We start from the raw sequence: 20,181 nt of genomic DNA, 5'->3' as shown, positions 1-20,181 counted from the left end.
GTTGCGGGATGATTTCAGAATTCCAAGAACTTTCCGACAAAATCGACCAGCTCGCCGAGATGAGCCTGGCCCTGCGGCGCGAGAACGCCCAGCTGCGCCAGGCCAATGCGGCCCTGGTGGCCGACAATATGGCCTGCCAGCGGCGCCTGGCCGAGGCGCACGCGCGCGTGTCGGCGCTGCTGGAAAAGATACCCGCCATTGAAGACGCAGCGGCCGCCGCGCCGGCGCAAGAGGACGTGCAATGATACATCTGGACGTGAGCATCATGGGCCAGCCTTACCGCCTGGCGTGCAAGGAAGACGAAGAGCGCGCGCTGCGCGAAGCGGCCAGCTTCCTCGACAAGAAGATGACGGCCATCCGCGACGCCGGCCGCGTCAAGGGCAACGACCGCATCGCCGTGATGGCGGCGCTGGGCATGGCGGCCGAGTTCCTGTCGGCGCGTTCGCCGCAAGGGCCGTTGTCGGACATGTCGGTGCTGGACATGCAGGACAAAATGGCGGCCATGAACAAGGTGCTCGACAGCGCGCTGACGCCGCAAGAAATTCTGTTTTAAGTCGCGAAAGCCCTTTCCCTGGCGGCGATACAGGAGTAAACTCCGTGTCACCCTGCGGTGTTCGCGGATGCCATATATTCCTTGAACCATTTGTTTGCAACGGTCGCGGAAATTTGTTTGATGGGAGTGAGCGTCGCTAGCCCGATGAACCCGAAATTGAACTAACTGTGACCACCTGAGCCACCAGGTTCGGGATGCCGGCATAGCGGCACAGGCGGGGCTTCATTCCCAAAAGAGCGGTTGTTAGCACTTCGGTGCGCAGCCGCTTTTTTACGCCTATACCTTTTGAAGGAGCGCCATGGCTTACTGGTTGATGAAGTCCGAACCGGACGAGATGAGCATAGACGACGTGCTGGCCAGGCCGCAGTCCACGGTGCCGTGGTTCGGCGTGCGCAACTACCAGGCGCGCAACTTCATGCGCGACGGCATGCAGGTGGGCGACGGGGTGCTATTCTATCATTCGAGCTGTCCGCAGCCTGGCATCGCCGGCATCGCCGAAGTGGCCAGCAGCGCCTATCCCGACCACACGCAGTTCGATCCCAAGAGCCACTACTACGATCCGAAGTCCAAGCCGGAGGAGCCGCGCTGGCAGATGGTGGACGTGAAGGCGGTGCGCAAGACGCGCCTGCTATCGCTGGCCGAGCTGCGCACCATCCCCGCGCTGGAAGACATGGTGCTGCTGCAAAAAGGCAGCCGTTTGTCCATCACGCCGGTCACCCCGGCGCAATGGAAAACCATCCAGGCCCTGCTCAAGTAAGCTGAGCCTTGCGCCGCCGCAAAGCGGCGCCGCCGCGCGGTGCCATGATCTGCACATCGCGATCAGGAGGCGCCATGGGCTGGTTCTTCATCAACATCGTTTTGCCGGTGGCAGTACCCGCCGCCTTCATGCTGCTCGCCCGCAGCGCCGACCTGCCGCCGGAAGTTGCTGCGCGAACGAGTTTGTTGACATTGGTTCAGGACGGCCAGCTAGGCTGGCCTGGCTTGGTCTTCTCGGCGTCTTGCGCGTATGACGTATTTGCATACCTTGTGGGCGGCTCACGTGCGAGTCCGATTGACACCTGGCTGCCCGTGGTAATGACAGTTGCCGTGCTGATTATTGCTGTATCGGGCTTCTTGGCGACACTTGGGACACTGTACCCGCGGAACGCGAGGTCAGCGCCTCGCGCATGGCAACAGCGCTACAAGCTGCTGGTGGCGAGTGCCGTTTGTGCAGGCGTGGCCGCTATTTTATACAGCGTAGTACACTATTATTTGCCGCCACGCTGACTGTGGCTGCGGGGGAGGCAATATGGATCAGCCAATAAATGAGGAGTATGAGGAAGAACTCGATCCACCGTTAATGTGGATCGTTATACCCACCGGGGCTGTAGTGGTGGGTTTCGTCGTTTTCCTGGTGGCGTTCTTTCTTCGCTAAGCCGCCGCCGGGGCGGTGGGGACGATGTTGCGTTTGTAGGACCACAGCAGCAGCAGGATGGCGCCGGCTATCATCGGCAGCGACAGCAGCTGGCCGGATGAGATGGTGAAGCCGAGGAAGTCCACCTCGTAGTCCGGCGTGCGGAAGTATTCGGTGAAGAAGCGCGCGCAGCCGTACAGCAAGGTGTACATGGCGCCGACAGCCAGGCGCGGCCGCGCGTGGCGCGCGAACAGCCACAGGATGGCGAACACCAGCAGCCCGTCCACCAGCGCCTGGTAGATCGGCGACGGATGGCGCGGCAGCGCGTCCACGTTGGGCCAGATCATGGCCCACGGCAGCGACGGGTCGGCAACGCGGCCCGGCAGTTCGGCGTTGATGAAGTTGCCGATGCGCCCGGCCGCGTAGCCCAGCGGCACCAGCGGCGCGATGAAGTCGTACACGTCCAGCACATTGCGCCCGGCCTTGCGCGCCCACAGCCACATGGCCAGCATCACGCCCAGGAAGCCGCCGTGGAAGGACATGCCGCCGCGCCACACGGCGAAAATCTCGAGCGGATTGTGCAGGAAGAAGTCGAAGCGGTAGAACAGCACCTCGCCCAGCCGTCCGCCCAGCACCACGCCCAGCATGCCGTAGAACAGCATGTCGTCCAGGTCCTGGTTCTTCCAGCCCAGCCTGGCGATGTGCGGCTGCTTGATGCGCACCCGGCCCAGCGCCACGAACATGGCGAAGGCCAGCACATACATCAGCCCGTACCAATGGACTTTGACCGGACCTAGCGAGAAGGCGATGGGGTCGGGCAGCGGGTGTATCAGCATTGCGTGTTCTTTCTTAACAGTTCGAGGAAGCCCTGCAGCACCGGCGAGGGATTGTCGCGGCGCCAGGCCAGGCCCGTCTCCACCAGCGGCGTAGGGTCTAGCAGCGCGCGGTATTCTACCCCGGGGCGCTTCAGATTCGACACCGATTGTGGCACAAGTGCGAGGCCCATGCCAGCCGACACCAGGCTGACGATGGTCTGCATCTGGATCGCTTCCTGGCCGATGACGGGCGTGATGCCGGCCGCGCGGAACACGCCCAGCACCGCGTCGTACAGCGCCGGCGAAATCGCGCGCGGGAAGATGATCAGCGGCAGCGCGGGCAGTGCGCCCAGGGCCACCTTGCGCTTGCCGTGCAGCGCGGGCAGGCCGGCCGGCGCGGCCAGCACCAGCGGCTCCTTCAGCACCGGCAGATAGTCCAGCTCCGCGCGCGCGCGCTCGGGCAGCGGCGGGATCAGCAGGCCGGCGTCGATGCGCGCGTGCAGCAGGTCTTCCAGCTGCAGGTCCGAAGTGGCTTCCTGCAGCGCGATCTGCACCTGCGGATAGGCCGCGCCGTAGGCGCGCAGGAAGGGCGGCAGCACGCTGTAGTCGGCCGACGAGACGAAGGCCAGCGCCAGGCGTCCCACCTCGCCGCCGGCGGCGCGCTGCACCAGCTGCGGCAGTTCCTGCGCCTGCGCCAGCATGCGGCGCGCCTCCGGCAGCAGGGCCGCGCCGGCCGCCGTCAGCGCCACGCCGCGCCGGCTGCGCTCGAACAGCGGCGCGCCCAGCAGCTCCTCCAGCGCCTGGATGGCCTGCGACAGCGGCGGCTGCGTCATGTGCAGGCGCTGCGCCGCGCGGCCGAAATGCAACTCCTCGGCCACGGCGGCAAAGTAGCGCAGCTGGCGCAATTCGACATTCATATGGAATCCTATGGTATTTCGTTGCTGTGATATGCATAGCGTATCACAGGGCGCGGAATCTAATATTTGACAGGGCAGTGCGGGGAAGGCACTCTGCTAGCACATCATAGGAGTTACGCCATGCCCCAATACCGTTCCCGCACCACCACCCACGGCCGCAACATGGCCGGCGCCCGCGCCCTGTGGCGCGCCACCGGCATGAAAGACGGCGACTTCGACAAGCCCATCATCGCCGTGGTCAATTCCTTCACCCAGTTCGTGCCCGGCCACGTGCACCTGAAAGACCTGGGCCAGCTGGTCGCGCGCGAGATCGAAGCGTCCGGCGGCGTGGCCAAGGAATTCAACACCATCGCGGTCGACGACGGCATCGCCATGGGCCACGGCGGCATGCTGTACTCGCTGCCTTCGCGCGACCTGATCGCCGACTCGGTGGAATACATGGTCAACGCGCACTGCGCCGACGCCATGGTCTGCATCTCCAACTGCGACAAGATCACCCCCGGCATGCTGATGGCCGCCATGCGATTGAACATCCCCGTGGTGTTCGTGTCCGGCGGCCCGATGGAGGCGGGCAAGGTGGTCAAGGTGGTCAACGGCAACCAGAAGATCATCAAGCTGGACCTGGTGGACGCCATGATCAAGGCCGGCGACAGCACCGTCTCCGACGCCGACGTGGCCGAGATCGAGCGCTCCGCCTGTCCGACCTGCGGCTCCTGCTCCGGCATGTTCACCGCCAACTCCATGAACTGCCTGACCGAGGCGCTGGGCCTGTCCCTGCCTGGCAACGGCACCATCCTGGCCACGCACTCGGACCGCAAGGAGCTGTTCCTGAAAGCCGGCCGCCTGGTGGTGGAACTGGCCAAGCGCTACTACGAGCAGGACGACGCGACTGTCCTGCCGCGCAACATCGCCACCAAGGCCGCGTTTGAAAACGCGATGGCGCTGGACGTGTCCATGGGCGGCTCCACCAACACCGTGCTGCACCTGCTGGCCGCCGCGCATGAAGCTGAAGTCGAATTCAGCATGGCCGACATCGACCGCATCTCGCGCAAAGTGCCCTGCCTGTGCAAAGTGGCGCCGATGACGGACAAGTTCCATATCGAAGACGTGCACCGCGCCGGCGGCATCGTCTCCATCCTGGGCGAGCTGGCGCGCGCAGGCCTGCTCGATACCTCGGTCTACAGCATCCACGCGCCCACGCTGGGCGACGCCATCGAACGCAACGACATCAAGCGCAGCGACGACCCCGCCGTGCACCAGATGTTCCGCGCCGCGCCGGGCGGCGTGCCGACCCAGACCGCGTTCTCGCAGTCCGAGCGCTTCGCGTCGCTGGACCTGAACCGCGAAACCGGCTGCATCCGCGACAAGGCGCACGCTTACTCGCAGGACGGCGGCCTGGCCGTCCTGTACGGCAACCTGGCGGAAAAGGGCTGCATCGTGAAGACGGCCGGCGTGGACGAAAGCATCCTGAAGTTCAGCGGCAAGGCGCGCGTGTTTGAAAGCCAGGACGCGGCGGTGGAAGCCATCCTGGGCGACACCGTGCACGAAGGCGACGTGGTCATCATCCGCTACGAAGGCCCGAAAGGCGGCCCGGGCATGCAGGAGATGCTGTATCCGACCTCCTACATCAAGTCCAAGGGCCTGGGCAAGGCGTGCGCGCTGTTCACCGACGGCCGCTTCTCGGGCGGCTCGTCCGGCCTGGTGATCGGCCACGCCTCGCCGGAAGCGGCGGAAGGCGGCGCCATCGGCCTGGTGGAAGAGGGCGACATGATCGATATCGACATCCCGAACCGCACCATCAACCTGCGCATTTCGGACGCCACGCTGGCGGAGCGCCGCGCGGCCATGGAAGCCAAGGGCGCGGACGCCTGGCAGCCGGTCAACCGCGAGCGCTATGTGTCGCAGGCGCTGCAGGCCTACGCGGCGCTGACCACCTCCGCCGACCGCGGCGCGGTGCGCGACCTGTCGCAACTGAAGCGCTAACCAGCCCCACGCGTTGACGCGAAAAGGGAGGATCTTCGGATCCTCCCTATTTCTTTTTGTTGAAGCTCTGCTTCACGCGGTCCTTGCGGCGCTGTTCGTCCACGTTGTGGGCCTTGCGCTTGTCCAGGCCCAGCATCGGTTCCAGGAACTCGAACCAGACGAAGGCGAACACCATCAGGCCGACGATCCACCACCAGGACACTTCGGCAAAACGCCACACTTCGAAGTAGCGCAGCCCGCACAAGGCCAGTATCAATAAAATCAGCGGCATAGAATTCTCCTTTACATCATCTTACAAAAGAAAGCGCTATACCGGGGGCGATATTGTGGGCGCGGTCAACCCCGGCTATGATGCCAGCGTTGTGGAAAAGCGTTAGAATGAATGTAGTTACTTTGGAGAAAACGATGAAACGATTTCTGATGATAGGTATGGTGGCCGTTTCGGCTTTCGCTACGCAATCCGCAATGGCGAACGCAGACCTGGCCAAGGCGAAGAACTGCATGGCTTGCCACGCGGTAGCCAACAAGCTGGTCGGCCCGGCCTACAAGGATGTGGCGGCGAAATACGCCGGCCAAAAAGACGCGGAAGCCAAGCTGGTGGCCAAGGTCATGAAGGGCGGTTCCGGCGTCTGGGGCGCGATCCCGATGCCAGCCAACCCGCAGGTCAGCGAGGCGGAAGCCAAGACCCTGGTGAAATGGGTGCTGGCGCAGAAATGATGAAAGGAGCCCTCGGGCTCCTTTTTCTTTACTGCAAAATGGGGTCAGGGTTAATTATTTAATTAACCCTGACCCCTTTTTTCTAGCGGACAACTTCGATCAGCTGGCGCTTGCCGTCTTTGTAGCCGTACAGGGTCAGCGAGCCGTTGTTGATGTCGCCGAACTTGTCGAAGCTGATCGGGCCGGTGATGCCCTGGTATTTGATCTTGGCCAGCACCGGCAGGTATTTGGCGGGATCGGCGGACTTGGCTTCGGCCATGGCGGCCGTCATGGCCATCACGGCGTCGTAGGCGTAGGGCGCGTAGATCTGCACTTCCAGGTTGTACTTGGCTTTGTAGCGGGCCGCGAACTCGTCCAGGCCTTTGCGCTGGCTCGGCAGGATGCCGCCCGCTTCGGCGCAGGTGACCAGGCCGTCCGCGCCGCCCGACAGCTTGGGCAGCGCTTCCGTGCACACGCCGTCGCCGCCCATGAAGTGGGCCTTGATGCCGAGCGCCTTCATCTGGCGCAGCAGCGCGCCGGCAATCGCGTCCATGCCGCCAAAGAACACCAGGTCGGGGTTTTTGGCGCGGATCGAGGTCAGGATGGCGGTGAAGTCGCTGGCCTTGTCGGTGGTGAATTCCTTGGCGACGATTTGCGCGCCCTTGGAGCCCTTGATGAACTCGGTGGCCACGCCCTGGCCGTAGGCGGTGCGGTCGTCGATCACGGCGATGCGCTTGGCGCCCAGCTTGCCCACCGCGTATTTGCCCAGCGTGCCGCCCAGCTTGTTGTCATTGGCGACGATGCGGAAGGCGGTGTTGAAGCCCTGGTGGGTGTAGACCGGGCTGGTGGCCGAGGCGGAGATCTGCGGGATGCCGGCGTCGTAGTAGATCTTCGAGGCAGGTATCGAGGTGCCGGAGTTCTGGTGGCCGATAATGCCGTTGATCTTGGCGTCCACCAGCTTTTGCGCGGCGGCCGTGCCCTGTTTCGGGTCGCCCGCGTCGTCTTCGGCCAGCAGCACGAACTTGACGGCTTTGCCGTTGATCTTGAAGCCTTTAGCGTTCAAATCCTCCACCGCCATGCGGGCGCCGTTCTCGTCTTCCTTGCCCAGGTGGGCCGAGGGGCCGGAAGTGGCGGCAACGTGGCCGATCTTGACCACTTCCTGCGCCGCAGCCAGGCTGGAGATGCTGCCGGTGAATGCCAGCGCGAGCGCCGCAGCGATGTACTTTATTTGCATATTGCTATCCTTAAAATGAAAAAAGGCCGTCCAGCGCTGGACGGCCTAGGGCAATTATCGCCGATTATTTACAAGCGGGTTATTTGATGACTTCGGTTTTGGTTTTGACGCCGTTGCGGTAGGTGAACAGGGTCAGCGAGCCGTCCTTGATGTCGCCCTTGGAATCGAAGGCGATCAGGCCGGTGACGCCCTGGTATTTGATGTTGGCCAGGTAAGGCAGGTATTTGGCGGGATCGGCCGATTTGGCGTCCATCATGGCCTGCGCCATGACCATCACCGAGTCGTACACGTAAGGCGCGTACAGCTGCACTTCCTGGTTGTATTTCTTCTTGTAGCGGGCGCGGAAGTCGTCCATGTTCTTCTGCAGCTCAGGCGAGACGCCGCCCGCTTCGGCGCAGGTGACCACGCTTTCCGGCGCGTTGTCGCCGGACAGGCGCGGCAGCGCGTCGGTGCACAGGCCGTCGCCGCCCATGTATTTGGCGTTGATGCCCAGCGCTTTCATCTGGCGCAGCAGCGGGCCGCCGACCGAGTCCATGCCGCCGAAGAACACCAGGTCCGGGTTCTTGGCCTTGATGGTGGTCAGGATGGCGTTGAAGTCGGTGGCCTTGTCGGTGGTGAATTCCTTGGCGACGATCTGCACGCCAGGCTTGGCCTTGCTCGCGCCCTTGACGAATTCGTCCTTCACGCCCTGGCCGTAGGCGGTGCGGTCGTCGATGACGGCGATTTTCTTCGCGCCCAGCTTGTTGACTGCGTAGGCGCCCAGCGTGCCGCCCAGCTTGGCGTCGTTGGCGACGATGCGGAAGGTGGTCTTGAAGCCTTGCTGGGTGTATTTGGTCTGGGTGGTGGCCGGCGATACCTGCGGAATGCCAGCGTCCGAGTAGATCTTGGAGGCGGGGATGGAGGTGCCGGAGTTCAGGTGGCCGACCACGCCGTTCACGTGCGAGTCGACCAGCTTCTGGGCCACGGTGGTGCCTTGCTTGGGATCGCTGGCGTCGTCTTCGGCCTGCAGCACGAATTTGACCGGTTTGCCGTTGATCTGCGGGTTCTTTGCGTTCAAATCCTCGATCGCCATGCGGGCGCCGTTTTCATTGTCCTTGCCGAGGTGGGACGAGGGACCGGAGACTGGGCCGACGTGGCCGATCTTGATAATTTCCTGTGCGCCTGCGCTGCCGGCAAAAGCCATTGCGATGGCAAATGGAATCAACTTGGTGTTGAACTGCATGAACATTCTCCGATGGATTAGTAACGGCGGCGTCTCATGAACGCCACTTCTGGTTCCGCTGCACGAGAAGGTACAACAAAATATCCGTCGCGCAAAGCGCGAAGCGGAGGTTTTGTGCAATTTGACTAAATTGATACTATTTTTTCTGCGCTTGCAGATGGGTGAGTTCTTGCGCCACGGCGCGGCTGACGATCTTGGACAGGGTGTCGTGCAGGCCGCCGCGGATCTCCGCCGTCAGCCCGCGCAGGGCATGGCTCAGCACTTCTTCCATGCTGTCTTTGATGCGCTGCTCCAGCACGAAATCGACGCGCGATTGCAGCTGTCCCAGGATGCGTTCGCAGAGCTGGCGCTCCAGCGTTTCCCATTCGTTCGGCTGCGGCTGCGCAGCTGGCGCCTGCTGCGTTGCAGCAGGCGCGGGCGCAGGCATGGCGGCAGGCTCGAGAACCATGGGTTCATCGTCCAGCACTTCGGTCAGGACGGGGATGGACGCATCAAAAGGATGGGCTGGGCTCATGATTTGTTGGCGACGAAGTGGGTGGGTTGGTATTCCTGCTGTTTATACGACACATAGCGCTTGCGTCCGGCCGCCGCGTCGTTTTCCTCCGACGACACCACCTCGATCACGCGCTGGAAGCGGGGGAAGATGGCGGGCGTGCGGCTGGACAGGTTCACCAGCAGGTCGGTGTGCGGCAGCTCGGTCTCGTCGCTGCAGGCCAGCACGATGGGCGTTTCGGCCGCCAGCGCGTCGCCGCAGAGCACGTGCGGCAGGTAGTCGACGCCGGAAAACGTCCACAAAGCCTCGTCAAGATCGGCTAACTGCTCCATATCCTCGGCCATCAGCACGATGCGGTTGCGCGCCGCATAGGCTTTGCGCACCAGGCGGCAGGCGTAGGCTATCTTGTCGGGAACGTTGGTGTGGAAATCGATACGGGTCATGGCTGGACTGGCAAAGCGAGTGTCGGTCCAGCATTTTAACCGTAGCGGGACTTTAGAATTGGAAATCCGGCGGGGCGTTGACGGGGCGCAAACGCCGTTCGCGATCCGCTTGCTCCGCAGCCGCTTTTGCGGCAGCTTTCGACTCCTCCAGCGCGCGCTCCTGCGCGCTGGGGCCGGGCGGCGGCGCGGCCGGGGCGGGCGCCGGGTTGCTGTAGCCGGCGGGCAGCATGGGCTGGGTGGGATAGCCGGCGTCGGACAGCAGCGTGTCCCAGGTGCTTTGCTCAAAGCCGACCTGCTTGCCGCGTCCTATCAGCAGCAGCGGCAGCTGGCCCGCGCTACCGGCGCGCTTGAGCACGGCGTGGTCTTCCACGCTGTTGACGGTTTTTTCGGTGTAGGGAATGCCGCGCGCTTGCAGCAGGGCGCGCCCCTGGTCGCAGCCGGCGCAGTTGGCGGTGGTGTACAGCGTGACCGGGCGGCTCTGCACGGCGGCCGCCAGTTCTGCCGGCAGCGCGGGCTGGCTGCCGGTGCTGAAGGACTTCAGCTGCACCGCCTTGCCGGGCGCGGCGGCCGACGCCGGCGGGGGCGTGTCGCTGTAATGCGTCACGCCCTTGGCGTCCTTCCATTTATACATCTGCGCGCCGGCCGTGCCTGCGCACATAAGTAAAAACATTGCCAGCCGCAGTTGCATCACTCCTCCTTATGCCGCCATGCCGCTGTGGCGCAGCAGGGCGTCTATGCTGGGTTCGCGGCCGCGGAAGGCCGTGAACGATTCCAGCGCGGGGCGCGAGCCGCCCACCGACAGGATCTCGCGCAGGTAGCGCTTGCCGGTTTCCGACACCGCGTCCTCGCCCAGCGCCTGGGCTTCCTCGAAGGCCGCGTAGGCGTCGGCGGACAGCACCTCGGCCCACTTGTAGCTATAGTAGCCTGCCGCGTAGCCGCCCGCAAAGATGTGGCCGAAGGAGTTCTGGAAGCGGTTGAACGCCGGCGGGATCACGATGGAGAACTTGGCGCGCACCTCGTCGATCACCTGCTGCACGGTCTTGGCGCCGTCCGGCTGGAAGTCGTAGTGCAGATGCATGTCCAGCAGCGAGAACTCGACCTGGCGCAGCGTCTGCATGCCGGACTGGAAGTTCTTGGCGGCCAGCATCTTGTCGTACAGCGCGCGCGGCAGGGCGGCGCCGGTGGCCGCGTGCGCGGTCATATGGCTCAGCACTTCCCATTCCCAGCAGAAGTTTTCCATGAATTGCGACGGCAGCTCCACCGCGTCCCACTCCACGCCGGAAATGCCGGACACGCCCAGCTCGTTCACCTGGGTCAGCATGTGGTGCAGGCCGTGGCCGAATTCGTGGAACAGGGTGATGACTTCGTCGTGCGTGAACAGCGATGGCTGCACTTTGCCGTCGATAACGGCCGGTTCGGTGAAGTTACAGGTGAGATAGGCGACCGGCGTTTGCAGCTGGCCGTTCGCGCCCAGGCGGCGGCCGCGCGCGTCGTCCATCCAGGCGCCGCCGCTCTTGCCGGCGCGCGCGTACAGGTCCAGGTAGAACTGGCCCAGCAGCTTGCCGTCGCGTTCGATGCGGAAGAAGCGCACGTCCTTGTGCCAGGCGGGCGCCGTGTCCGGGGCGATGGTGACGGAGAACAGCGAGGAGATCAGGCGGAACAGGCCGTCCACCACCTTGTGCTCGGGGAAGTACTGCTTCACTTCCTGGGCCGAGAAGGCGTAGCGCGCTTCCTGCAGCTTTTCGGACGCGTAGGGGATGTCCCAGGCTTGCAGCTGGTCTATGCCCAGCTCGTCCTTGGCGAAGGTGCTCAGTTCGGCGTAGTCCTGCTCGGCGTAGGGCCGCGCGCGGCGCGCCAGGTCTTCCAGGAAGGCGATCACCTGCTCGGGATCCTTGGCCATCTTGGGCACCAGCGAGACTTCGGCGAAATTCTTGTAGCCCAGCAGCTTGGCTTCCTCGTCACGCAGCTTGAGCAGCGTAACGATGTTGCCGGTGTTGTCCCAGTCCTCGCGCTTGCTGAACACCTCGCCCAGGGCGGACGCCTTGGTGGCGTTGGCGCGGTACACGGTTTCGCGCAGCGCGCGCTTGTCCGCGAATTGCAGGATGGGGTAGTAGGACGGGAAGTGCAGCGAGAACATCCAGCCCGGCTTGCCTTCTTTCTCGGCCAGCGCCTTGGCGGCCTGCTTGGCGTCGTCCGGCAGGCCGGCCAGGTCGGCCTCGTCCTCGACCGTCAATTTATAGTCGTTGGTGGCGTCCAGCACGTTTTCCGAGAAGCGCGTCGATACCGCCGCGTGTTCTTCCTGGATGGCGGCGAAGCGCTCTTTCTGTTCGGCCGGCAATTCAGCGCCGCCCATGCGGAAGTCGCGGATGGCGTTGTCGATGATGCGTTTGCGGGCCGGTTCCAGCGCGTCGAAGCCGGCGCTGGCGCGCAGCGCCTTGTACTTGGCGAACAGCGCCTCGTTCTGCGCCACGGCGGTGCCGAACTCGGTCATCTTCGGCTGGTTTTCGTTGTAGGCCGCGCGCAGCTCGGGCGTATCGACCACATTGTTCAGATGGCTGACCACGCCCCAGGCGCGGCCCAGCAGCTCCGAAGCGTCCTCCAGCGGCGCCACGAAGTTGTCCCAGGTGACCTCGGCGGTGGGCGCTTCCAGCGCGGCGACCACGGCGTAGCTCTTTTCCAGCAGGTGGTCGATGGCCGGCGTCACGTGTTCGGCCGTGATGGCGTCGAAACGGGGCAGGCCGGAGAAGTCCAGCAGGGGATTGTTGCTTGCGTCAGTAGTCATAGTCTGTCCAATGTGGCCGTGAAGGCTGGTTATTTACGCTCGGCCGATTCGATGGTGTTCATCAGCAGCATCGTGATGGTCATCGGACCCACGCCGCCCGGTACCGGCGTGATGTGCGAAGCCACTTCCTTGATGCCGGCAAAATCCACGTCGCCGCACAGCTTGCCGGCGTCGTCGCGGTTCATGCCCACGTCGATCACGATGGCGCCCGGCTTCACCATATCGGCGGTGAGGGTGTTGCGGCGGCCCACTGCGGCCACCACCACGTCGGCCTGGCGGGTGTACAGGCCCAGGTCCGGGGTAGCGCTATGGCAGATGGTGACGGTGGCGTTGGCTTGCAAGAGCAGCAGGGCCATAGGCTTGCCGACCGTGTTGCTGCGGCCGATGACGACCGCGTGCTTGCCGCGCAGGTCCACGCCGGTGGACTCGATCAGCTTCATGCAGCCGTAAGGGGTGCAGGGGCGGAAGCCTTCCAGGCCGGTCATCAGTTCGCCGGCGCTCAGCACCGAGTAGCCGTCCACGTCCTTCGAAGTGGAGATGGCCTCGATCACCTTGTGCGGGTTAATGTGCTTGGGCAGCGGCATTTGCACCAGGATGCCGTGGATGGCCGGATCGTTGTTGAGCGCATCGATGCGCGCCAGCAGGTCCGCTTCGCTCAGGTCCGCCTCGTACTTCTCCAGCACCGAGTGGAAGCCGACGTCGCCGCAGGCCTTCACTTTATTGCGGACGTAGACCTGGGAAGCCGGGTCTTCGCCGACCAGGATCACGGCCAGGCCGGGCTGTTTGCCCTGGGCGGTGAGTTTGGCGGCGCGTTCGGCAATTTCAGCGCGCAGTTTTTGGGAGAGGGCGATACCGTCGATCAGTTGAGCAGACATGATTTTTGGAGAGGTGGGAGGGAAAAGCAGAATTATAAAGCCTACGCCGCCCCCGCCATGCGAACTGAGCCGCATTCGGGGTCTGACCCCGAATGCGGCTCAGTTCGGTTGACGGAAAGTCGGGTGTTTTCATAATATGAAATGATGTATCGCAATTTGAAAAATCGGGAAATCGCTGTTAGAATCTTCACACTAATCCGAAGTCTTAGTAAATAATCACGCAGCACCGTCCGACAGCGATCCGGGCACTCACACTAGGAGACTCAACGCATGGCACCTCAACTTGACCAGGTCACGGCACTCACCGCCAACGATTCTGACGCGCAGGAAACCAAAGAATGGCTGGAGGCGCTACAAGCCGTCCTGGAAAAAGAAGGCCCGGACCGCGCGCACTATCTGATGGAACGCTTGATCGATCTGGCCCGCCAAAGCGGCTCGGATATCCCGTTCTCGGCCAACACGGCCTACGTCAACACCATTCCCGCCCACCTGGAGCAGCACTGCCCGGGCAACCTGGAATATGAAGAGAAGCTGCGTTCGTGGATGCGCTGGAACGCCATGGCCATGGTGGTCAAGGCCAACCGCGTGGACGGCGACCTGGGCGGCCACCTGTCCTCCTTCGCCTCGCTGGCCAATATGCTGGGCATCGGCTTCAACCACTTCTGGAAAGCACCTAGCGAAAGCCACGGCGGCGACCTGCTGTACATCCAGGGCCACTCCTCGCCCGGCGTGTACGCGCGCGCCTTCCTGGAAGGCCGCCTGAGCGAAGAACAGCTGACCCATTACCGCCGCGAAGTCGGCGGCAAGGGTCTGTCGTCGTATCCGCACCCGAAACTGATGCCGAACTTCTGGCAGTTCCCTACCGTGTCAATGGGCCTGGGCCCGCTGATGGCGATCTACCAGGCGCGCTTCCTGAAGTACCTGCACGCCCGCTCCATCGCCGACACCACCGACCGCAAGGTCTGGGCATTCTGCGGCGACGGCGAGATGGATGAACCGGAATCGCTGGGCGCCATCGGCATGGCTGCGCGCGAACGCCTGGACAACCTGGTCATCGTGGTCAACTGCAACCTGCAGCGCCTGGACGGCCCCGTGCGCGGCAACGGCAAGATCATCCAGGAACTGGAAGCGGACTTCCGCGGCGCTGGCTGGAACGTGGTCAAAGTCATCTGGGGTCCAGGCTGGGACGCGCTGCTGAAGCAGGACAAGGAAGGCATCCTGCAAAAAGTGATGATGGAAACGCTGGACGGCGAATACCAGAACTACAAGGCCAAGGACGGCGCCTATGTGCGCGCCAACTTCTTCGGCAAGCATCCTAAGCTGCTGGAAATGGTCGCCAACATGACCGACGACGACATCTGGCGCCTGACCCGCGGCGGCCACGATCCGCACAAGATCTACGCCGCCTTCAAAGTGGCGCAGGAACACAAGGGCCAGCCTACCGTGCTGCTGGTGAAGACCATCAAGGGCTTCGGCATGGGCAAGCACGGCGAAGCGCGCAACACCGCGCACAACACCAAGAAGCTGACCGACGAAGCCGTGCGCGAAATGCGCGACCGCTACTCGATCCCTATCCCGGACGACAAGCTGGCCGACATCCCGTTCTACAAGCCTGCCGACGACGCGCCGGAAATCAAGTACCTGCACGAGCGCCGCGCCGCGCTGGGCGGCTACCTGCCGCAGCGCCGCATGCAAGCGGACGAGAAGCTGACCGTGCCGCCGCTGACCGCATTCCAGAACGTGCTGGACGCGACCGCCGAAGGCCGTGAGGTGTCGAGCACCCAGACCTTCGTGCGTATCCTGACCACGCTGCTGAAGGACTCGAGCATCGGTTCGCGCATCGTGCCTATCCTGGTCGACGAATCGCGCACCTTCGGTATGGAGGGCCTGTTCCGCCAGGTTGGCATCTTCAACCAGCAGGGCCAGTTGTACGAGCCGGTCGACAAGGACCAGGTGATGTACTACCGCGAAGACAAGGCCGGCCAGATCCTGCAAGAGGGTATCAACGAAGCGGGCGGCATGAGCTCGTGGATCGCAGCCGCGACCTCGTACTCGACCAACAACCGCGTGATGATTCCGTTCTACACGTACTACTCGATGTTCGGCATGCAGCGTATCGGCGACCTGGTATGGGCCGCCGCCGACATGCGCGCCCGTGGCTTCCTGATGGGCGGCACCGCAGGCCGCACCACGCTGAACGGCGAGGGCCTGCAGCACGAAGACGGCCATAGCCATCTGTTCGCAGCCGCTGTACCGAACTGCATGCCTTACGATCCGACCTTCGGCCACGAAGTCGCCGTGATCATCCAGGACGGCCTGCGCCGCATGGTGGAAGAACAGGAAGACGTGTTCTACTACATCACCATCATGAACGAGAACTACCCGCACCCAGGCATCAAGCCGGGCCAGGAAGAGGGCATCCTGAAGGGCCTGTACCTGCTGCAGGAAGGCGACAAGTCGCTGAAGCAGCGCGTGCAGCTGATCGGTTCCGGCACCATCCTGCGCGAATCGCTGTTCGCACAGGAACTGCTGAAGAACGACTGGAACATCGCCGCCGACGTATGGTCCGCTCCGTCGCTGACCCTGGTAGCGCGCGACGGCCAGGATGCGGAACGCTGGAACCTGGTCAACCCGACCAAGGAACCGCGCGTGCCTTACGTGGCGCAGCTGATGAAGGACACCACGGGCCCTATCGTGGCGACCACCGACTACATGCGTGCGTTTGCTGAACAGATCCGCGCCTTCATCCCGAAAGACCGCACCTACCGCGTGCTGGGCACCGACGGTTTCGGCCGATCGGACACCCGCGCCGCGCTGCGCGAGTTCTTCGAAGTGAACCGCTACTACATCACGGTCGCTGCGCTGAAATCGCTGTCGGAAGAAGGCAAGATCGACGTGTCCGTGGTTGAGCAGGCTATTGTCAAGTACGGCCTGAACGCGGACAAGCCAAATCCGGTGACCCAATAATCCGCTGAGAAAAAGAAACGGAGCAAACGCTATGAGCATTGTGGAAGTTAAAGTCCCGGATATCGGCGATTTCAAGGAAGTTGAAATCATCGAGCTGATGATCAAAGTCGGCGACACCATCAAAGTAGACCAGTCGCTGATCACCGTTGAATCGGACAAGGCCAGCATGGAGATTCCTTCGAGCGCCGCCGGCGTGGTGAAGGAAATCAAGGTCAAGGTAGGCGACAAGGTTGCCGAAGGTTCGCTGCTGCTGTTGCTGGAAGCTGACGGCGCTGCCGCGGGTGCTGGCACTGCCAGCACGCAGGCCGCCGCTGCTGCCGCAGCTGCTGCACCAGCGCCTGCCGCTGCTGCGCCGGCGCCGGCCGCCGCCTCCGGTCCTGTCGAAGTCAAAGTGCCGGACATCGGCGACTTCAAGGAAGTGGAAGTCATCGAAGTGATGGTCAAGGTTGGCGACACCATCAAGGTGGACCAGTCGCTGCTGACCGTTGAATCGGACAAGGCCAGCATGGAGATTCCTTCGTCGCACGCTGGCGTGGTCAAGGAAGTCAAAGTCAAGCTGGGCGACAAGGTTGCCATGGGCACGGTCGTGCTGGTGGTTGAAGCCACCGGCGGCGCAGCTTCAGCGCCTGCCGCTGCCGCACCAGCCGCTGCACCAGCCGCCGCCTCGGCTCCTGCTGCCGCACCTGCCGCAGCTTCGGCGCCTGCCGCTGCAGCCGCCGCGCCGGCTGCGTCGCAAGGCTCGGTTGAAACCAGCAAGCTGGCGCACGCATCGCCATCGATCCGCAAGTTCGCCCGCGAACTGGGCGTGGACCTGGGCAAAGTGCCTGGCAGCGGCCAGAAAGGCCGCATCACCCAGCTGGACGTGCAGAACTACGTCAAGGGCGTGATGGCCGGCACCACCGCAGCTCCTGCGGGCGCTGCCGCTCCTGCCGGCGGTTCCGGCGGCGGCAACTTCAACGTGCTGGCATGGCCGTCGCTGGACTTCAGCAAGTTCGGCGAAACCGAACTGCTGCCGCTGTCGCGCATCAAGAAGATCTCCGGCCCGAACCTGCACCGCAACTGGGTGCAGATCCCGCACGTCACGCAGTTCGATGAAGCCGACATCACCGATCTGGAAGCGTTCCGCGTCGACACCAACAATGCCAATGCCAAGAACAAGGACGCAGCCAAGCTGACCATGCTGGCCTTCGTTATCAAGGCATCGGTCGCCGCGCTGAAGAAATTCCCGACCTTCAATGCTTCGCTGGACGCCAATGGCGAGAACCTGATCCTGAAGAAGTACTACAACATCGGCTTCGCAGCCGACACGCCGAACGGCCTGGTAGTACCTGTTGTGAAGAACGCCGACCAGAAGTCCGTTTCGCAGATCGCCCGCGAAATGACCGAACTGTCGCTGCAAGCGCGCGAAGGCAAGCTGAAGCCGACCGACATGCAAGGCGCCACCTTCACCATCTCGTCGCTGGGCGGCATCGGCGGCACGCACTTCACGCCTATCGTCAACGCGCCGGAAGTGGCCATCCTGGGCCTGTCCAAAGCGTCGATCAAGCCGGTATGGGATGGCAAGGCCTTCCAGCCGCGCCTGATGATGGGCACGTCGCTGTCCTACGACCACCGCGTTGTCGACGGTGCGATGGGCGCGCGCTTCTCCGTGTACCTGAGCGAAGTGCTCGGCGACATGCGCAAAATTCTGCTGTAAGGAGCGACTATGAGCACAGTAGAAGTCAAAGTCCCTAACATCGGCGACTTCGCCGAGGTGGAAGTGATTGAAGTGATGGTCAAGGTCGGCGATACGATCAAGGCCGACCAGTCGCTCATCACCGTCGAATCGGACAAGGCCAGCATGGAAGTGCCTTCGTCGCACGGCGGCGTAGTGAAAGAACTGAAGGTCAAGGTTGGCGACAAGGTCAAGGAAGGCGTTGTGCTGCTGGTGCTGGAAGCCGCAGCGGGCGCCGCTGCCGCAGCTCCGGCCGCCGCAGCACCTGCACCTGCCGCCGCCGCTCCGGCGCCAGCCGCCGCCGCTGCTGCTCCTGCCGCGCCGATCGCCGCACCAGCCGGTAGCAGCTACGCCGGCCAGGTCGACATCGACTGCGACATGATGGTGCTGGGCGGTGGCCCTGGCGGCTACTCGGCCGCCTTCCGCGCTGCCGACCTGGGCCTGAACACGGTCATCGTCGAGCGTTACGAAACGCTGGGCGGCGTGTGCCTGAACGTGGGCTGCATCCCGTCGAAGGCGCTGCTGCACGTGGCGTCCGTGATCGACGAGACCGCGCACATGGGCAACACCGGCGTCACCTTCGCCAAGCCGACCATCGACATCGACCAGGTGCGCAGCTACAAGGAAGGCGTTATCAAGAACATGACCGGCGGCCTGGCCGGCATGGCCAAAGCCCGCAAGACGCAGATCGTCACCGGCGTGGGCCAGTTCCTGAGCGCGAACCACATCGAAGTGACCGCCAAAGACGGCAGCAAGAAAGTGGTCCAGTTCAAACAAGCCATCATTGCGGCCGGTTCGGCTGTGGTGAAGCTGCCGTTCGTGCCGGAAGATCCGCGCATCGTTGATTCGACCGGTGCGCTGGAACTGCGCCAGATCCCGAAACGCATGCTGGTTATCGGCGGCGGCATCATCGGCCTGGAAATGGCCACGGTCTACTCCACCTTCGGCGCGCGCATCGACGTGGTCGAAATGATGGACGGCCTGATGCAGGGCGCTGATCGCGACGCGGTCAAGGTCTGGCAGAAGTTCAACGAGAAGCGCTTCGACAACATCATGACCAAGACCAAGACCGTTGCGGTCGAGGCTCTGCCGGAAGGCATCAAGGTCACGTTCGAGGCAGCCGAAGCCGGCGCCACCGCGCCAGCGCCGCAGATCTACGACATGGTGCTGGTGGCCGTCGGCCGCAGCCCGAACGGCAAGAAGATCGCAGCCGACAAGGCTGGCGTGATCGTCACCGACCGCGGCTTCATCAACGTGGACAGCCAGATGCGCACCAACGTGCCCAACATCTTCGCCATCGGCGACCTGGTGGGCCAGCCGATGCTGGCGCACAAGGCCGTGCACGAAGGCCACGTTGCGGCGGAAGCTGCGGCAGGCCAGAAGTCGCACTTCGACGTGAAGGTGATTCCATCGGTGGCCTACACCGATCCGGAAGTGGCATGGGCCGGCATTACCGAAGACGAAGCGAAAGCCAAGGGCATCAAGGTCGAGAAGGGCCACTTCCCTTGGGCAGCGAGCGGCCGCGCCGTGGCCAATGGCCGCGCCGAAGGCTTCACCAAGCTGCTGTTCGACGCTGAAACGCACCGCATCATCGGCGGCACCATCGTCGGCACGCACGCCGGCGACATGATCGGCGAAATCGCGCTGGCCATCGAAATGGGCTGCGACGGCACCGACATCGGCAAAACGATCCACCCGCACCCAACCCTGGGCGAGTCGATCGGCATGGCGGCCGAAGTGTACGAAGGCGTCTGCACCGATTTGCCGCCGCCGCGCAAGCGCTAAGCAGTTCGCATCTTCCCAAAGCCCGGTCTGCGCACCGGGCTTTTTTACGTCTTATCGAAAGCTGGTCACAGAATCGTTTGTGTGTGCCTGAATTATTTTTGACACGCGGGGATCATTTTTGTATTTGACTAGTTCGAAGCCTTGCCGAGGCCATAGATGATGGCTTAATGAAGGCCAAACTACATGCGGGTCAATTGCCGTACATCTGTGACGAACGCCGCCAGCACGGGGGCGAGTGCGGGAATGGCGCTGCTATACTGCGCTGCCATGAAGCCCTCCTCGCCGCTATCTTTATCTTTGCCAGCCTGG

Annotated in this window: 19 protein-coding genes and 1 other RNA gene; 10 read left to right on the top strand and 10 right to left on the bottom strand. The window is 63.3% G+C overall.

Features of this window, described 5'->3' with window-relative positions:
- The first annotated feature begins 8 nt into the window (after window positions 1-8).
- The 5 genes from AC07S4_RS25630 to AC07S4_RS25610 all read left to right on the top strand — a co-directional run bounded on the left by AC07S4_RS25630 (window position 9) and on the right by AC07S4_RS25610 (window position 1,819).
- A complete protein-coding gene (locus tag AC07S4_RS25630; protein ID WP_494989292.1) occupies window positions 9-245 on the top strand; it encodes a hypothetical protein in 237 nt (78 codons plus the stop codon).
- Window positions 242-553 carry a cell division protein ZapA gene (locus AC07S4_RS25625; protein WP_494989291.1) on the top strand — a complete coding sequence of 104 codons (312 nt, stop codon included), beginning with the start codon at window positions 242-244 and terminating at the stop codon, window positions 551-553. The genes AC07S4_RS25630 and AC07S4_RS25625 overlap by 4 nt, the downstream gene beginning before the upstream one ends.
- A gap of 46 nt (window positions 554-599) precedes the next feature.
- Window positions 600-778: non-coding RNA, 6S RNA (gene ssrS, locus AC07S4_RS25620), on the top strand.
- 73 nt (window positions 779-851) lie between these two features.
- The gene (locus tag AC07S4_RS25615) at window positions 852-1,310 is read left to right on the top strand and encodes an EVE domain-containing protein (RefSeq protein WP_494989290.1); all 459 of its coding nucleotides are present in this window, start codon (window positions 852-854) and stop codon (window positions 1,308-1,310) included.
- A 74-nt stretch (window positions 1,311-1,384) separates the two neighbouring features.
- Window positions 1,385-1,819, top strand: a complete 435-nt coding sequence (locus tag AC07S4_RS25610; protein ID WP_494989289.1) for a hypothetical protein — start codon at window positions 1,385-1,387, stop codon at window positions 1,817-1,819.
- Window positions 1,820-1,963: 144 nt separating this feature from the next.
- Here the strand turns inward: AC07S4_RS25610 and lgt are convergent, their stop codons facing one another.
- Window positions 1,964-2,782 carry a prolipoprotein diacylglyceryl transferase gene (lgt, locus tag AC07S4_RS25605; protein WP_494989288.1) on the bottom strand — a complete coding sequence of 273 codons (819 nt, stop codon included), beginning with the start codon at window positions 2,780-2,782 and terminating at the stop codon, window positions 1,964-1,966.
- Complete coding sequence (locus AC07S4_RS25600) at window positions 2,776-3,678, bottom strand: LysR family transcriptional regulator (protein ID WP_494989287.1); 903 nt, start codon at window positions 3,676-3,678, stop codon at window positions 2,776-2,778. The genes lgt and AC07S4_RS25600 overlap by 7 nt, the downstream gene beginning before the upstream one ends.
- Before the next feature lie 120 nt (window positions 3,679-3,798).
- Between AC07S4_RS25600 and ilvD the strand changes: the two genes are divergently transcribed.
- Entirely contained in the window at window positions 3,799-5,661 is a 1,863-nt protein-coding gene (ilvD, locus tag AC07S4_RS25595) for a dihydroxy-acid dehydratase (RefSeq protein WP_494989286.1), read from the top strand.
- Between the two features lie 46 nt (window positions 5,662-5,707).
- On the opposite strand, the gene AC07S4_RS25590 is transcribed toward ilvD, so the two are convergent.
- Window positions 5,708-5,932: a TIGR04438 family Trp-rich protein gene (locus AC07S4_RS25590; protein ID WP_161073383.1), complete on the bottom strand. Its 225-nt coding sequence runs from the start codon at window positions 5,930-5,932 to the stop codon at window positions 5,708-5,710.
- 134 nt (window positions 5,933-6,066) lie between these two features.
- Between AC07S4_RS25590 and AC07S4_RS25585 the strand changes: the two genes are divergently transcribed.
- Window positions 6,067-6,378, top strand: coding sequence for a c-type cytochrome (locus tag AC07S4_RS25585; RefSeq protein WP_161073384.1), 312 nt, complete (start codon window positions 6,067-6,069; stop codon window positions 6,376-6,378).
- An 82-nt stretch (window positions 6,379-6,460) separates the two neighbouring features.
- Here the strand turns inward: AC07S4_RS25585 and AC07S4_RS25580 are convergent, their stop codons facing one another.
- The 7 genes from AC07S4_RS25580 to folD all read right to left on the bottom strand — a co-directional run bounded on the left by AC07S4_RS25580 (window position 6,461) and on the right by folD (window position 13,406).
- Entirely contained in the window at window positions 6,461-7,591 is a 1,131-nt protein-coding gene (locus AC07S4_RS25580) for a branched-chain amino acid ABC transporter substrate-binding protein (protein ID WP_494989285.1), read from the bottom strand.
- Between the two features lie 79 nt (window positions 7,592-7,670).
- A complete protein-coding gene (locus AC07S4_RS25575) occupies window positions 7,671-8,813 on the bottom strand; it encodes a branched-chain amino acid ABC transporter substrate-binding protein (protein WP_494989284.1) in 1,143 nt (380 codons plus the stop codon).
- Between the two features lie 136 nt (window positions 8,814-8,949).
- On the bottom strand, window positions 8,950-9,327 hold the full coding sequence (locus AC07S4_RS25570; protein ID WP_494989283.1) for a DUF2486 family protein: 378 nt from the start codon (window positions 9,325-9,327) through the stop codon (window positions 8,950-8,952).
- Window positions 9,324-9,749 carry a DNA polymerase III subunit chi gene (locus AC07S4_RS25565; RefSeq protein WP_494989282.1) on the bottom strand — a complete coding sequence of 142 codons (426 nt, stop codon included), beginning with the start codon at window positions 9,747-9,749 and terminating at the stop codon, window positions 9,324-9,326. The genes AC07S4_RS25570 and AC07S4_RS25565 overlap by 4 nt, the downstream gene beginning before the upstream one ends.
- Before the next feature lie 52 nt (window positions 9,750-9,801).
- Window positions 9,802-10,437: a glutaredoxin family protein gene (locus AC07S4_RS25560; RefSeq protein ID WP_494989281.1), complete on the bottom strand. Its 636-nt coding sequence runs from the start codon at window positions 10,435-10,437 to the stop codon at window positions 9,802-9,804.
- A 9-nt stretch (window positions 10,438-10,446) separates the two neighbouring features.
- Window positions 10,447-12,531, bottom strand: a complete 2,085-nt coding sequence (locus AC07S4_RS25555; RefSeq protein ID WP_494989280.1) for a M3 family metallopeptidase — start codon at window positions 12,529-12,531, stop codon at window positions 10,447-10,449.
- Window positions 12,532-12,560: 29 nt separating this feature from the next.
- Entirely contained in the window at window positions 12,561-13,406 is an 846-nt protein-coding gene (gene folD / locus AC07S4_RS25550; RefSeq protein WP_494989279.1) for a bifunctional methylenetetrahydrofolate dehydrogenase/methenyltetrahydrofolate cyclohydrolase FolD, read from the bottom strand.
- Window positions 13,407-13,676: 270 nt separating this feature from the next.
- Here folD and aceE point away from each other — a divergent pair, with 270 nt between their 5' ends.
- Genes aceE through lpdA form a run of 3 tightly spaced genes read left to right on the top strand, consistent with a single transcriptional unit; the run spans window position 13,677 to window position 19,872 of the window.
- Window positions 13,677-16,373: a pyruvate dehydrogenase (acetyl-transferring), homodimeric type gene (aceE, locus tag AC07S4_RS25545; protein WP_494989278.1), complete on the top strand. Its 2,697-nt coding sequence runs from the start codon at window positions 13,677-13,679 to the stop codon at window positions 16,371-16,373.
- A gap of 31 nt (window positions 16,374-16,404) precedes the next feature.
- Entirely contained in the window at window positions 16,405-18,069 is a 1,665-nt protein-coding gene (gene aceF / locus AC07S4_RS25540) for a dihydrolipoyllysine-residue acetyltransferase (protein ID WP_494989277.1), read from the top strand.
- A gap of 9 nt (window positions 18,070-18,078) precedes the next feature.
- Window positions 18,079-19,872, top strand: a complete 1,794-nt coding sequence (lpdA, locus tag AC07S4_RS25535) for a dihydrolipoyl dehydrogenase (protein ID WP_494989276.1) — start codon at window positions 18,079-18,081, stop codon at window positions 19,870-19,872.
- The last annotated feature ends 309 nt before the right edge of the window (window positions 19,873-20,181 follow it).

The sequence above is a fragment of the Pseudoduganella sp. GW821-FHT05F09 genome (assembly GCF_059419605.1).
The sequence above is the reverse complement of the archived record's forward strand: the minus strand, read 5'-3'. Positions and strand labels throughout refer to the sequence as shown.